Origin of the sequence: Caulobacter sp. SL161 (assembly GCF_026672375.1) — a bacterium.
Taxonomy (GTDB): Bacteria; Pseudomonadota; Alphaproteobacteria; order Caulobacterales; family Caulobacteraceae; genus Caulobacter.
The window spans coordinates 3,931,630-3,946,278 of record NZ_JAPPRA010000001.1 but is presented as its reverse complement, the minus strand read 5'-3'; the positions used below and the strand labels follow the sequence as shown (position 1 = coordinate 3,946,278).

Sequence of the window (14,649 nt, the reverse complement as noted above, 5' to 3'; positions counted from 1 at the left end):
GGCGAGAATACGGGATGTTCGGTCATGGCGATGATCACCGATCCTGACGACTACTTCCTCCAAGGCTGCGGTCGCTGCGCCCGGTTCGCGACGGCCGACTGCTCGATCCGACCTTGGATCGATGGCCTCAACGTCTTGCGCCGCCTCTGCCTGGACATGGGGCTGGAGGAGACCGTCAAGTGGGCTCACCCGTGCTACATGCATGCTGGCCGCAACATCGCGCTGCTGGGGGCGTTCAGGAGCGACTTCCTGATCAGCTTCCTGAATGCGGGCCTGCTCGTCGACAGCGCGGGCGTGCTAAAGACCCCGGGTCCCAATAGTCAGACCCCCAGCGTCATTCGCTTTACCACGGCCGCAGAGGTCGAAGCGCTTGACCCCACGATCCGCGCCTACCTGCGTCAACTGATGGATCACGCCGTGGCGGGAACCCAGCCTCCTAAGGTGGCGCGCGAGATTGATATGCCTGACGAGTTGGTCGACGCGCTCGATGCGGACCCTGTCCTGGCCGAAGCCTACCATGCGCTGACGCCCGGACGGCAAAGGAGCTATCTGTTCGCCCTTAGCCAGGCCAAGCAGTCAGCGACGCGGGTGGCCCGGATCGAGAAGTTTCGCGACAAGATCATCGCGGGCAAGGGCGCCTTGGAGCGCTGAGGCCTCTCTCAACAGAATCCCACTCCCAGAGGGAGGGAGTGGGCCCCATCCCGACGACAGTCGGGATGGGACGAAGAGGGCGCAAGGTCTGACGGGGCTTGGACGCTCAAGCCGTCGTCAGACCGTGGAAACCCGATCTGGCGCCTCGCGCGGCGTGATGATCCGCGCCAGCTTGGGCTTCAGCCACATCTCGAAGTCATCGACGATCTCGTAGACGACCGGCACCAGCACCAGCGACAGCACCGTTGAGGTGATCAGGCCGCCGATCACCGCCACGGCCATCGGCTGGCGGAACTCCGCGCCCGTGCCGATCCCCAACGCGGTCGGCGCCATGCCGGCCATCATCGCCAGGGTGGTCATCACGATCGGGCGCGCCCGCTCGCGGCAGGCGTCGATGATGGCCTCGCGCTGGGGCACGCCCCGACGCTCCTCCTCGATCGCGTACTCGACCAGCAGGATCGAGTTCTTGGCCGCCAGGCCCATCAGCATCAGGAAGCCGATCATCGATGGGATCGACAGGCTCATGCCAAAGGCCAGCAGGCCGATGAACGCCCCGCCGATCGCCAGCGGCAGGGCCGACATGATGGTGATCGGCTTGAAGAAGCTGCCGAACAGCAAGGCCATGACTCCGAACACCAGGAAGACGGCCGAGCCCAGGGCGATGGCGAAGCCGCCGAACAGCTCGCCCATGGCCTCCTCGGTGCCGCCGGTCGCCTTGGCCACGCCGGGCGGCGGGTTCTTCATGATCGGCAGGGCGTCGATGTCCTGGTTGGCCGTGCCCAGCACCACGCCTGGGGCGAGGTCGGCCTCGACGGTCAGCTGGCGTTTGCGGGCGTAGCGCTCGATCTTGGCGGGGCCCGCCTGGAAGGCGACCTCGGCCACCGTGTCCAGCCGGGTGAAGCCGCCTGAGGCCGTCGGTACGCGTAAGGCTTTGATCTGGTCGAGGTCGGCGCGGGCGTCATCGGCCAAGCGGACGCGGATCGGCAGGCGGCGCTCGCCATCGGTCAGCTTCGCGACATTGGCGTCGATGTCGCCGACCGTGGCCACGCGCGCCACCGCCGCGATGTCGGCCGTCGAGACTCCAAGGCGTGCGGCCTCGGCGGGCAGGGGGCGGATGACGATCTCCGGACCGCTGGGCGGGGTGGCGGGACGCGGGTCGGCGATGCTGGGCACGCCCCGCATCTGGCGTTCCAGCGCCAGGGCCGCGCGTTCCAGGGCCTCGCCGTCGTCGCTGGTGAGGATGGTCTGCACCTCGGCGACACCGTCGTCGCTGAGCAGGGTCACGCGCACATCGGGCAGGTCCAGCAACTTGTCGCGCATCAGGGCGCGGATTTCGGTGACCCGCAGGTCGCGCTTGTCGTGCAGAACCACGGTGATGGTGCCGTCGCGAAGATCCGATCCGCCGCCGCCGCCGCCGGGACCCATGCCCGTGACCTGTGAGCCGATCTGGGCGAAGACGTGGGCGGTTTCGGGACGGGCCCCGAACAGCTTGGTGATTTCCTTCACCGCGCGGTCCATGTCGGCGGCCGTGGCGCCAGGGGGGCCCTGCACCTTCATGTAGTAGTAGTTGTAGTTGGCCGGCGGCTGGAAGCCGGCGGGCAGGCCGGCGGCCAGCATCAGCGAACCGATGAAGATCGCCACGCCGATGATGCAGCTGACGATCCGGTGGTCCAGCGCCCAGTCCAGCGCCTTTCGATAGGCGCCAGTGAACGGCTTGCGCGGTCGAGCGTGGGCCACGGGCTTGAGGAAGTAGGCGGCCAGCAGCGGCGTCAGAAGGCGCGCCACCACCAGCGAGAACAGCACCGCCACGGCGACCGTCAGGCCGAACTCGCGGAAGAACTGGCCGGGGATGCCGGGCATGAAGGCCACCGGCGCGAAAACCGCCACGATGGTGAAGGTGGTGGCCACGACGGCCAGGCCGATCGAGTCCGCCCCTTCGATAGACGCCTCATAGGGCCTCTGGCCGGTCGCGATGCGCTTTTCGATATTCTCGATCTCGACGATGGCGTCGTCCACGAGAATGCCGATCACCAGCGTCAGGCCCAGCAGGGTCACGACGTTCAGTGAGAAGCCCATGATCACCATGAAGATGAAGGTGGGCACCAGCGACATCGGCATGGCGATGGCGGTGATCAGGGTCGCGCGCCATTCGCGCAGGAACAGCAGCACCACCAGGGCGGCCAGGATCATGCCCTCGACCAGGGTGCTGACCGTGGCGTTGAAGCTGGCGCGGGTGTCGTCGACCACCGAATAGATCGGGGTGAAGGTCACGCCCGGATGGACCGCCTCCAGCCGCTTGATCGCCGCCTTGACGCGGTCCTCGACCTGGACGTCGCTGGAGTCCTTGGTCTTGCTGACCTGGAAGGCCACCACCGGGCGGCCGTCGAGGCGCGCGAACGAGCGGGGCTCGCCGGCGCCGTCGCCCACCTGGGCCACGTCGGTCAGCTTCACATAGCGCCCGCCGCCGACCGGAATGGTCAGGGCGCGCAGGTCCTCGGCCTTGCGAGCGGCGGCCAGCACGCGAACGGTCTGCTCCCTCTGGCCGACGATCGCGCGCCCGCCGGGGACGTCCTGGCTGAACTGGGCGATGGCGTTGTTGAGTTGGGGCGCTGTGACGCCCGCAGCGGCCATGCGCTCGGGGTCGATCACGATGTTGATCTCGCGATCCACGCCGCCGACGCGGGTCACCTGGGCCACGCCCTTTTCACCCTGCAGCGCCCGGGTGACGGTGTCGTCCACGAACCAGGACAACTCCGTCATCGACATTTCCGGGGCCAGGACCGCGTAGGTGCTGATCGGCAGGGAGTCCATCTCGACCCGCTGCACGATCGGCTCGTCGATCTCGCGCGGCATCTCGGTGCGGGTCTGGTCAACCTTGGAACGGACGTCGTCGACGGCCTTCTGCAGGTCCATGCCCATCTCGAACTCGACCTGGGTGGTCGAGGCCCCCTGGACCACGGTCGAGCGGATGCTCTTGACGTTGGACAGGCCGGCGACCGCGTCCTCGATCGGACGGGTGATCTGGGTCTCCATCTCGCCGGCGGCCGCGCCGCTCTGGGTGACGGTGACAACCACCATCGGGAACGAGACGTTGGGGAACTGCTTGATCGGCAGCATGAAATAGCTGGCGATCCCGCCCAGCATCAGGGCGATGAACAGCACGGCGACCGGGATCGGGTTCCGGATCGCCCAGGCGGAGACGCGAAGCTGGGCCATTAGCGGGCCGCCTTTTCGAGCGGCTTGACCTTGTCGCCGTCCAGGGTGAAGGCCGAGCCGCCCAGCAGTACGCGCGTGCCCACGGCCGGGCCGTCGATCAACTGCACCCAGCCACCGGCGCGCAGGCCGGTCTTGACCGGGATCTGGCGGGCGCGGTTCTGGTCGTCGACCGCCATCAGCGAAGCCCCTTCGGCGTCGAGGCGCAGAGCGGCCTCGGGCACGGCGGGGACCTGGGCGCCCGAGGCGGCGAACTCGGCTGAGGCCACGCCGCCGGACCGCAAGGCCTCGTTCAGCGGCAGACGCACGCGCACGCGACCCAGGCGCGTGGTGGTGTCGATCAGCGGGCTGACGATACGGACCTCGCCCGACACGGTCGCGCCGCCAGGGACGCTGACCCGCACCGGCTGGCCGATACGGACGCTGGACAGGTCGGCTTCGTTGACCTCGGCGTTCAGCTCGACCAGGCCGTCGCGGGCGATGCGGAACCAGGGCGTCGTTCCGCCGGCCACGTCGCCGGGCCGCACGGTGCGTTCCAGCACCCGGCCCGAGACCGGGGCGGTGATGGTCATGCGGCGGTCGCGGGTCTGCAGTTCCGCGAGCGCGGCGGCCTGGGCCTTGGCGGCGTAGCGGCGGCTCTCGATCTGCTCCTGGGAGAGCATCCCCTGTCCGGCGAGGCCGGTGACGCGCTGGGCTTCGGCTTCGGCCTGGGCGGCGACGGCGGCCTGCTGGGCGATCTGAGCGCGCAGCAGGGTGTTGTCCAGTTGCGCCAAGGGCTGGCCGGCCTTCACCCAGGCGCCTTCCTCGACGAAAACACGGGCGACGCGATAGCCGGACAGCTCCGAGCCCACGGCGGCTTCCTCGCGCGGGATCAATTGCCCGGAAGCCTTGAAGCCGCCGCCGAGCGCCCGCGTCTCGACGCGAGTGATCGAGACGGCGCGCGCCTGCTCTGCGCCGGCGGGCTTCGCGGCTTCGGGCGCGTCCTTCTTGTCGCCACAGGCGGTCAGGCCTACGCCGGCGCAGACCAGGGCGGTGGCGATCAGATAGCGGGTCGTCATCGGAGCGGGTCTCATTGCGCGGAAGCCTTGGTCGGGACGGCCTCGGGCGACCAACCGCCGCCGAGAGCCTTGTAGGTTTGCACGGCGCGCTGCAGCGCCTGGGTCTGAGCGGCCGTTGAGGCCGAGCGAACGGCGCGCCAGGCCTGTTCGGCCTGCAGGGCCGTCGTCAGGTCGGTGAGCCCGGCCGCAAAGCTCTTGCGGCTTGCTTCATAGGCCACCGCGGCGCGGCGTTCGCCCGCCGTCAACAGCGCCACGCGCCGCTCGTCTGCGGCCAGTTGGACGAGGGCGTTGTCAGCTTCGCCGAACGCGGTCTGGACCGTCTTTTCGTAGGTGATCGCGGCCTGTTCGACCCGGGCGTTGCTGGCCTTGATGTCGGTCATCAGCTTGGGAATGTTCAAAACCGGGATCGAAAGATTGGCTCCGATCGTCCAGGCCGAACTGGTCGTCGAGGTTTGCGCGCCGGCGTCCAGGAAGCTGGGCGTGACGGCCTTGGAGATCCCGGCCCCCGGCGTCAGCGTCAGGGTGGGGAACAGCGCCAGTTCGCTGATGTTGAGATTGCCTGAGGCCGAGGCCAGGCGAGCGGCGGCCTCGCGCACATCGGGGCGTCGCGCCAGCAGTTGGCCGGGCGTTGCAGCGGGAACCGGCGGCGGCTTAGCCAGCGACGCTGTGACGGGCAGGGTTTCGAGCGGATCGACGCCCTTGCCGACCAGGATCAGAATCGTGCGGCGCGCGGCGCGGAGTTGCGCTTCCAAAGCCGCGGCCTGGGCTTCGGCCTGGGCAAGATCGGCGGCGGCGCGCTCGCCTTCGGAGGTGGCGATCAGGCCACGCCGGCCCCGCTCAGCAGCGACATCGGCCAGCGACCTGGAGATCCGCACGCTTTCGCGGGCGTCGTCCAGCTGGACCGCCAGTCCCCGCGCCTCGAAATAGGACTGGGCGACATTGGCGGCCAGGGCCGCGCGCGCGCCCTCATAGGCGAAGCGCGCCGCGGCCATATCGTTCTTCACCACCCGCAGCGCAGCGAGGCGGCGGCCGATCAGGTCCAGCTCCCATGAGACGTCGAAATTGGCGGAGTAGGTCTTGCTGACCCCGCCCTGGGTGAAGGCGCCGACGCCGCTCTGCTCGTTGATGTCGGTGTCGGTGCGTTGGGCCGAACCGACGAGCGGCGTCTGTGGAATGAAGATCTGGCGGATCTGGCCCTGGCGGATGGCGCGCGCTTCTTCAAGACGCGCCGCCGCCAGCCGCGCATCAGGGCTCTGAGCCAGCGCCGTGGTGACAAGCGCGTTCAGGGCGGGGTCGTTGAACTGCGTCCACCATTGATCCAGGGCCTGGGGCGCGAGGGCAGGGCCGGCCGGGGCCTCATAGGCGCTCGGCAGCTGGACCTCCGCCTTGCGCGCCGGGGTCGTGCAGGCCGCCAGACCCAGGCCGAGAACCATGAGCGTCATGATGGGAGCGGCGCGCGACAAGCCTTCAGGCGGGTCTGGTCGCAATAGGGCGCCAGTCTTGGCGAGACGCATGAATTTCAACCCAGTTGTTGTGACGCGCGGCGCGCCCAGGCGACCAATGGTCTCCCACTTAGGGGGCTGGCCCCGGGAGGGAAACCCCCGTTCGAGAGGTTTAACGAAGCCATCCGCCGACCGGACGCAGTCTTGAGCGCTCTTGATCCCATACCTGTCAGCAGTGTGGTCGATTGACGCGGCGAGCAACCGTCTCTTCTGGCGAAGGTTGACGCGACGGCAAAACATACCACATCATCGAAACAGGTGTTCGGCATCGTTTGTCGAAGGCTTGGCTCGTCGCAGTTGGCGGGCCTGTAGCGTGGCTTTTCAAGCGTCCGGCCCCGGGGGGAGCAAGGCTTGTCGGCTCTATACGGCGCATCTCAAGGTTTCGAAAAAGGACCTGCCCATCGGCGTGGCTGCATCCGCGCCGGCGGGGTGGCGCGCGCCCGAGCTCTGTCAGGAACGCCGCCGCCCAGCTGAACGTGATTTGGCCCCGCGAAAAGACGATCGGCCAATCAAGAACGAACCGAGGGAGGGAATACGGATGAACAGAAGCAGCTTCCTGCGCGGGGGGTCATGCCTGGCGCTGGCCTTTGCGATGGCGGGCGCGGCTCAGGCCCAAGAGGCTCAGAAGCCGGACGCGTCGACCCAGGTCGAAGAAGTCGTGGTCACGGGCTCCTTCATCAGGGGCACGCCGGAGGACGCCGCCCTGCCGGTTGAGGTCATCGGCGCCGAGGAGCTGCAAAAGCGAGGGTCCCCTTCCACCGTCGAACTGCTGAAGGCCCTGTCGGTCTCCAACGGCGTGCTCGGGGACACCAACCAGTTCGACAGCCGCGCCCAGGGCTCCGAAGGCTCCGGCTCGGTCAATCTGCGGGGCCTGGGCTCACAGCGCACCCTGGTGCTGCTGAACGGTCGGCGTCTGGCCATCAACCCGTTCGGCCAGGCGGGCGCGGGCATCGTCGACACCAACATCATTCCTGCCGCCGCCATCGGCCGCCTGGAGGTGCTGAAGGACGGCGCGGCCGCCACCTACGGCTCGGACGCCATCGCCGGCGTCGTCAACTTCATCACCAAGAAGAGCTTCGAGGGGCTCGAGGTCGGCGCCGACTATCGTCACATCAACGGTTCCGACGGCGACTACGGCCTGAACTTCACCTGGGGCAAGGTCTGGGAGAACGGCAACGTCCTGGCGAGCCTGGGCTGGCAGCATCGCTCAAAACTGTCGGTCGCCGAGCGCGATTGGGCCAATCGATCCTATCTCAGCAATCCGGAAGCCGGCTGGTCCGCAGCGGGCAACCCGTCCACCTTCATCCCGCTGGCCAGCACCACCAACGGCATGCGCGATCCGGCTTGCGCCGGCCTGGGCGGCTTCGCCGGCTTCAGCGGCCTGACGCCCGTCTGCTACTGGCACTACACGCCCTTCGACAACCTGGTCGAAAAGTCCAACGCCATTCAGGCCTATGCCGAGGCCAACGCCGATCTGTCGGCGACGACCAAGTTCCACGTCGAGGTGCTGTACGCCCATACCGACGTGCCGGAATGGAACACCTCGCCGTCCTACGCCGCGCTGGCGGTGCCGACCGCCGAAGCCTCGCCTATTCCGGGACGGTACGTCGTGCCGGCCACGAACCCGGGTCTGATCGCTTTCATGGCGGCGAACCCGACGGTGCAACTGTCCAGCCTGGCGACCGGCGCGGTCAGCACGGTCCCCAGTTCGATCTTCGCGTTCGGTGCGCTCAATGTCGCCAACCGGCCTTTCGGTATCGGTGGCAATCCCAAGTTCGGCTACGGCCCGTCGATCGGGGCGCGGTCATTCGACGCCTTCCGGGTGTCGGCGGATCTGTCGGGCGAGTTCGAGAACGGCATCGGCTGGGACGTGGCGCTGACCTACTCGCAGGAAATCGCCATCCGGACCGGCTATGACACGCTGGTCAACCGCTTCGCCCTGGCGCTTCAGGGTCTTGGCGGTCCGCTCTGCGACAGCAATCCGTCGCTGCCGGGCGTCCAGGGCACGGTGGGCGTCGGCCAGTGCATGTATTTCAATCCCTTCGCCAGCGCGATTCCGGGCAACGCGATCACCGGCCAGGCCAACGCCGGCTACAATCCGGCCCTGGCCAACAACAAGGACCTGATCGACTGGTTCTTCAAGAAGCTCTCGACCAAGCAGGCCTCGCGCCTGTTCGTCGGTGAGGCGGTGCTGAACGGTAAGACCAACATCACGCTGCAGGGCGGCGACGTCGCCTGGGCTGCGGGTGTCCAGTATCGCCGCAGCTACTTCACGGCCGACTACAACGACATCAGCAACGCGGCGGTCAATCCGTGCGTGAACACGCCGGACTTCGGCGTCACCACCTGCACGGGCTCGGTCCGCAACGGTCCCTTCATGTTCCTGGGCGTCGGCAACGAAGCCGACAATCAGAGCGATGTCATGGCGGCCTTCGGCGAGCTGTCGGTGCCGATCACGGACGACTTCCAGGCTCAGCTGGCTGCACGCTTCGAACAGTATGGCGGCGCGGTCGGCTCGACCTTCAATCCGAAGGTTTCGCTGCGCTGGCAGGCGATGCCTTGGCTGGCCCTGCGGGCTTCGGCCGGTTCGACCTTCCGGGGGCCGCCGGATCCGCTGACCACGACCACCTCGGTGACCTCGCTGCAGGGGATTCTCGGCGTGTTCCGCGCCGTCGACATCTACGGCAATCCGAACCTGAAACCTGAAAAGGCCCAGACCTACAATTTCGGTCTGCTGTTCAATACGGGCGGGTTCAAGGCCAGCGTCGACTACTTCTATTTCGACTTCAAGGATCCGATCGTCGCCGAGCCGGTGGCGGGCATGGTGGCCTCGCTGTATCCGAACGGCGCTGCGGGAGCCAACAACTGCGCCGATCCGGCCTATGCCGGCCTGGTGTCGCGCTTCACCTTCACCGGCGGGTGCGCCACGCCGACGACCAGCATCGCGCGCCTGCGCACCAACTACATCAACGGCGCGCCGGTGAAGAACGCCGGCTTCGACTTCTCGGCCGACTACCGGTTCCGGGACGTGATGGGCGGCGACATCTCGCTGGGCGGTTCGGCGACCTACATCCAGAAGTACGAGGTCGGCGCCACCCAGGTGGAGGGCATCACCGTCGAGAAGGCCTTCGACGCGGTGGGGCTGCTCAACTACCAGACCACCGTCGTGCCGATCCCCAAGTGGAAGGGTGACGTGCATGCCGAATGGAACTCAGGCCCGCACAACCTGCGCCTGTCGATCCACTATATCGGCTCCTACACCGACCAGCGCACCGCGCCGTTTGCGGCCAACGCCTACAAGGACACCACGGGCGCCGGCGTCACGATCAGCGCGGGCAAGAAGATCGAAAAGCAGGTCCTGACCAACCTCGCCTATCGCGTCTTCCTGCCGTGGGACACCACGGCCACCCTGGCGATCACCAACCTCTTCGACAAGGATCCGTCCTACGCCCGTCTCGACCTGGGCTACGACCCCTTCACCGGCGATCCGCTGGGCCGCACTTACAAGGTGAGCCTGCGCAAGAAGTTCTAGTTCCTCGGAGCGTGTGGGAACTTGCGGCGCGTCCTTCCCCCAAAGGACGCGCCGTTTTCTTGCGCGGCGAGCGAGGAGGCTACAGCCAGCCCAGCAGGCTGGGCGGGCTCGCGAGCGAGCCGTCGGCGTTGAACATCTGCGCCAGTTTTTCGCGTGAAGCCTGAAGATCGGTCATCCGGGCGTAGATCTCGGGCGTCCAGCCGCCGGCTTGCCGTTCCTCAACAGTCATGGCCGCATAGCGGGTGATCATCGCCTTGCCAAAGCCGCCCGCCTCCTCGGCGGTGGACTGGTAGCTGGCCTTGATGGCGGCGCTGTCGCGGGCGCGGAGCTCGGTCTTGGCCTCCGCGATCTCGTGGGTCGAGAACTGGTCGTCCTTGTTGAGCGCGATGGCCGACAGCGAGCGATCGTCGAAGCGGCGGAAATCGATCTCGCCGCTGTCACGATCCTTGGCCGCCTCAGGAGCGAAGGCCAGCTCATACTGCTTGTCCAGAGCCACGCGGACGTCACCGGCGACCTTGCTGAAGTCGCGGGTCTTGGCGCCGGCGACGGCGCTGCCGGTCTCCTTCATATAGGCTGCGACGCTGTCGTTCTCGATCCCCGCAGGCGCCAGGCCCGGGCGGGCGAGGGCCTGTTTGCGCCCTTCGATCAGCGCGTCGTGCTCGCGGCTCCAGGCGGCCGAGCTCTTCTCCTCGGGGCCCGCCGTATCCAGGTGATCCAGCGCCGCCTGATAGAGGCCCGCATAGTCGCCGGTCAGCCGCGCCTGGGCGGCGGGACCTGCAAGCACGGCGTCCTGCCGGGACTTCAGAGCGAGCGCGGCGACGACCTGCTGGTCGATCGGAAACTGGTCGCCCTTGTTGCTGGCCACCGCGTGCAGCGTGCGGCGATCCAGGGCCGACAGATCGATGGTGGCGTTTCCCTCCTTCAAGGCGCTGGTCGCCCCCGCCGCCTTGAGCCGCGCCGTGATCTGGGTCTTGGCCTCGGCGACCACGGCCTCGATCGCGCGGGAGTCGGTTTGCGCCTTCAGCGCGGCTTGCGCGGCGGGCGACAGGGTGACGTTCACCGCCGGGGTGTTGATCGTCTCGCTCTGGTCGCGGGTCTTGGCCTGGGCCGCCGCCTGACTGGCGCGCTGGGCCGCCGTCTGGCCTGCGGTGAGGCCTGGCGCATAGGTCGACGCATACGGATTGATCGTCGTCATGTCGCGCGACTTCTAGCGAATCAAGGACTTAAAGGTAGCAGTCCTCGCCTGGCTTGGGCGCCCTATGGTTAATGGGTCGCGCGCGGCGCTTGAAAAGCCCTTAGCTCAGGACGCCGGTCAGCAGCGGCCGAGCGAACAGGTCCGCGGCCTCCTCCCGCTGCAAGCCAGGAACCCAGGCCTCCAGAGAGGCGGCGGCGTTCAGCATCGAGTTGATCATGTGCGCGGCGATGCTGGCGTCGATTGCGCGGATCGATCCGTCAGCGACGCCATCGGAGATGATCGACGCAAAGCGTTGCCAGCCGCGCATATAGCCGTCCGCCATATCGCTGCGCAGCGGTTCGGGCAGGGCGCCTAGCGATGAGGCGCGCAGCAATGGGCCGTGTTCGGACAATTGGTAGCTGGTCAGGCCGGCGGCCGTCGAGACAAGCTGGGTCCAGCTGTCGGTCGGCAGGGCGCGAGCGTCGAGCTGGGAGCGGCGCGTGACGGTGAAGGTGCGCTCGAAGCACTCGGCGACCAGGGCGTCCTTGTCGTCGTGGTGATGGTAGAACGACCCCTTGGTCACGTTGAGCGCAGCCGAGATGTCCTCGACCGAGGCCCCGCGATAGCCGCGTTGATTGATCAGGCGGGTCGCCGCCACCAGGAAGGTTTCGCGCCACTCCAGACCTTCGGGCGACAGCGGCGTCGGATCGGGCAGAGCGTGGGGATTCCAGCCGCGCTCCGCCGTCGGCAAGCCGTTCAGCAGAATGTCGCTCATCCGCTCGAGCACCCGCCCATAGTCCTCGACGTCATAGCGGCGCAGCCAGCGGCCGGACCAGAACACCTGCTCCATCAACAGATGGGTGCGCGCGTTGCGCTGGCGCTTGTCGAGATGCGTCAGGGCGGGGTCGTCGAAGAAGCCGCGCACCCGCCGGAAGAGATCGTTGAACGCGCCGATGACCGAGCCCCGCAGAGGTTCCTTCAGCGCCTTGATCTCGGCGAAGCTGGTCAGAGGCGTGGCCTCGCCCAGCCGTACACGGCGGTTCAGGTCGAGATACAGATCCAGGAACTTGATGATCCGCGCGGCGGGCGTCGCCTCGTCGGCGGCCCGCTCCACCATGGCTTCGAAGCGCTCAAGCCCGCGCATGAAGCAGGCGGCGGCCAGATCGTCCTTCTTGCGATAGTAGTAGGTGACGCTGGTGGTGTTGAGGCCAACACTGGCGGCGACATCGGCCAGGGTCATGCCGCGTACGCCCTGACGGTTCAGGATCGCCGTGGCCGCCGCCAGGATCGTCTCCTTCTTCCGTGCGTAGCGCGCCGTGGCCGCTCCCGCGATCCGACCGTCGTCCATCGCCTTCAAATCCCTGGGGTCCCATCATGACCGACGGTCGCGCCGGCCATCAGACTCTCGCGTCCAATCTAGGCGTCCATCGGGCCGGCTTAAAGGCCGATGACGTCCGTTGCAGGACGATAGCGCCTGCCTACAGCCCCGTTTTGTCAGGATTGTTGCAAGCCCGGCGTCTTTGAGGTCGGCTTAGGAGGCCTTGCGCTGGCGCGAAGGGTCCAGGGTCAGGGCGGCGGCGATGGCCTGGGTCAGGGCCAAGGGCGAAAGCGGCTTGGCGATCGCCCCATCCATCCCCGCAGCGAGGTAGCTCGCCTGCTGATGCGCCATGGCGTTGGCGGTCATGGCCAGGATCGGCGCGGCGCCTGCGGGGCTGTTGAGCGCACGGATGCGATGGGTGGCCTCGACGCCGTCCATGACCGGCATCTGGATGTCCATGAGGATCAGGTCGAAGCCCTGTCGCGCCGCCGTGACGCCCTGTGAGCCATCCTCGGCGGTGGTCACGCGGGCGCCCAAGGCCTCGAGCATGCGTGTGGCGATCAGCCGGTTGGTCGCGTTGTCTTCGACCAGCAGGACGCGCAGCCCGTCGAACAGAGGGCCGTCGGCCAGCGTCTCCTGCGTATCCGGGCGCGCACAGGCCTGGGTCTCAACCTCCAGCCAGAAGGTCGACCCCTTGCCCAGTTGGCTCTCGAAGCCGACCTCGCCGCCCATCAACTCGGCGAGCCGCCGGCAGATGGCCAGGCCCAGACCCGAGCCGCCGAAGCGGCGGGTCGTCGAGCCGTCGCCCTGACGGAAGCGCTCGAACAGGCGCGCTCCGGCGTCCTCGCCGATGCCCACGCCGGTGTCGTCGATCTCGAAGCGCAGGCGCAAGCGCGCGCCATCAGGGCTGTCGATCCGTCGCCCTGAAAGCCGCGCGACGACGCCGCCCTCCAGGGTGAACTTCACCGCATTGCCGATCAGATTGAACAGCGCCTGGCGCAGCCGCAGCGGGTCGGTCGCCACCCAGCCGAGGTCGTCCGAGGCCTCCACCCGCAGGTACAGCCCCTTGGCCTCGGCCTGGGCGCGCAGCATGTCGGCCACGCCCCGAAGCAGCTCGGCGGGACAGACGGGCTCGGCGGACAGCTCGAGCTTGCCGGCCTCGATCTTGGAGAAGTCGATGATGTCGTTGAGAAGCTCGGATAACATCACGCCGCAGCCCAGCGCCTCTGTCAGCAGGCGTCGTCCGTCGTCCGAGAGCTTCTCGGTCTTCAGCAGGTGCAGCACGCCCAGCACGCCGTTCATGGGCGTCCGGATCTCGTGGCTCATATTGGCCAGGAACTGGGACTTGGTCTCGGCGGCGGCCAGGGCGGCGTCGCGCGCGGCGACCAGCTCGGTGACGTTCTGCGTGATGCCGATGACGTCATAGGTATCGGGGCTGGATCCGCGCACGCCGCGCCAGGCCACGTGCAGGTGGATCCAGTCGTCGGCGCCGGGGTCGAGATAGCGGTAGTCGATTTCGACATGCTCGCCGGTCTTCAGGGTTCGCGAGAACGCCTGCCAAACCCGGGCGCTGTCCTCGGGATGGATCGACAGGGTCATCTCGGCGACGGTCATGGTCCGCGCGCCGCCCTCCGGGGCGCTGGGCGTCGGGATGTCCTGGTCGAACGCATAGACGCCCCTGCGGGGATTGAACCGCCAGACATAGACGCCGGCGGCGTTGCGCAGAAGTTCGTTGGAACGCTCGGCCTGCAGGCGGGCGGCCTCGCGCGCCCGGTCCTCGCTGATGTCCTGAAAGACGATCAACTGGCCGCCGCCTTCCAGGATGGTCGACTGGGTGCGGACCCACAGCCAACCGCCGCCCTTTCGGGCCAGGCGATTTTCGCTGTGGGCGTGACCCACGGTCTTCAGCGTGTGACCGGCGGCGGTCAGAACCTCGGTGTCATGCAGATGAAAGAAGTCGCGGATTTCGCGGCCCAGCGTGTCTTCGGCGGCCCAGCCTGTCAGTTGGCTCCAGGCGGGATTGACGCGGATGATCCGGCTGTCGCGCAGCACAACGAACATGTCGAGGCTGTTCTGGAAGAACCAGTCAGCCGCAGCGGCTTCGATTCTGGCGCCGGCCTTTGTATCCAACCGCTTGCCCATCCCGCTTCGCTCGTCTTCAATCGATGATGCGCAGGGTTGGGTAAAGTTTACGTTGCGGC

At 67.6% G+C, this 14,649-nt stretch carries 8 protein-coding genes; 2 read left to right on the top strand and 6 right to left on the bottom strand.

Annotated elements, in window-relative coordinates; all coding sequences use genetic code 11:
* Window positions 1–24: 24 nt before the first annotated feature.
* Window positions 25–651, top strand: a complete 627-nt coding sequence (locus OVA11_RS19400) for a YdeI/OmpD-associated family protein (RefSeq protein WP_268069018.1) — start codon at window positions 25–27, stop codon at window positions 649–651.
* 117 nt (window positions 652–768) lie between these two features.
* On the opposite strand, the gene OVA11_RS19395 is transcribed toward OVA11_RS19400, so the two are convergent.
* The 3 genes from OVA11_RS19395 to OVA11_RS19385 are packed head-to-tail and all read right to left on the bottom strand — an operon-like array spanning window position 769 to window position 6,445.
* Complete coding sequence (locus tag OVA11_RS19395) at window positions 769–3,867, bottom strand: efflux RND transporter permease subunit (protein WP_268068861.1); 3,099 nt, start codon at window positions 3,865–3,867, stop codon at window positions 769–771.
* Entirely contained in the window at window positions 3,867–4,922 is a 1,056-nt protein-coding gene (locus tag OVA11_RS19390; protein WP_268068860.1) for an efflux RND transporter periplasmic adaptor subunit, read from the bottom strand. Before OVA11_RS19390 ends, OVA11_RS19395 begins: the two co-directional genes overlap by 1 nt.
* Window positions 4,923–4,933: 11 nt before the next feature.
* Window positions 4,934–6,445: an efflux transporter outer membrane subunit gene (locus OVA11_RS19385; RefSeq protein WP_268068859.1), complete on the bottom strand. Its 1,512-nt coding sequence runs from the start codon at window positions 6,443–6,445 to the stop codon at window positions 4,934–4,936.
* A gap of 133 nt (window positions 6,446–6,578) precedes the next feature.
* Between OVA11_RS19385 and OVA11_RS19380 the strand changes: the two genes are divergently transcribed.
* Window positions 6,579–9,956, top strand: a complete 3,378-nt coding sequence (locus OVA11_RS19380) for a TonB-dependent receptor (protein ID WP_268068858.1) — start codon at window positions 6,579–6,581, stop codon at window positions 9,954–9,956.
* 79 nt (window positions 9,957–10,035) lie between these two features.
* Here OVA11_RS19380 and OVA11_RS19375 read toward each other — a convergent pair whose 3' ends face one another.
* The 3 genes from OVA11_RS19375 to OVA11_RS19365 all read right to left on the bottom strand — a co-directional run bounded on the left by OVA11_RS19375 (window position 10,036) and on the right by OVA11_RS19365 (window position 14,590).
* Entirely contained in the window at window positions 10,036–11,151 is a 1,116-nt protein-coding gene (locus tag OVA11_RS19375) for a hypothetical protein (protein WP_268068857.1), read from the bottom strand.
* Window positions 11,152–11,251: 100 nt separating this feature from the next.
* Complete coding sequence (locus OVA11_RS19370) at window positions 11,252–12,487, bottom strand: TetR/AcrR family transcriptional regulator (protein ID WP_268068856.1); 1,236 nt, start codon at window positions 12,485–12,487, stop codon at window positions 11,252–11,254.
* Between the two features lie 174 nt (window positions 12,488–12,661).
* A complete protein-coding gene (locus OVA11_RS19365; RefSeq protein WP_268068855.1) occupies window positions 12,662–14,590 on the bottom strand; it encodes an ATP-binding protein in 1,929 nt (642 codons plus the stop codon).
* Window positions 14,591–14,649: the final 59 nt, after the last annotated feature.

Bases quoted from the DNA above. Each gene is read 5' to 3' on its own strand.
- OVA11_RS19400 (WP_268069018.1), top strand. From the start codon at position 25: ATGGCGATGATCACCGATCCTGACGACTACTTCCTCCAAGGCTGCGGT.
- OVA11_RS19390 (WP_268068860.1), bottom strand. From the start codon at position 4,922: ATGACGACCCGCTATCTGATCGCCACCGCCCTGGTCTGCGCCGGCGTA.
- OVA11_RS19375 (WP_268068857.1), bottom strand. From the start codon at position 11,151: ATGACGACGATCAATCCGTATGCGTCGACCTATGCGCCAGGCCTCACC.
- OVA11_RS19395 (WP_268068861.1), bottom strand. From the start codon at position 3,867: ATGGCCCAGCTTCGCGTCTCCGCCTGGGCGATCCGGAACCCGATCCCG.
- OVA11_RS19365 (WP_268068855.1), bottom strand. From the start codon at position 14,590: ATGGGCAAGCGGTTGGATACAAAGGCCGGCGCCAGAATCGAAGCCGCT.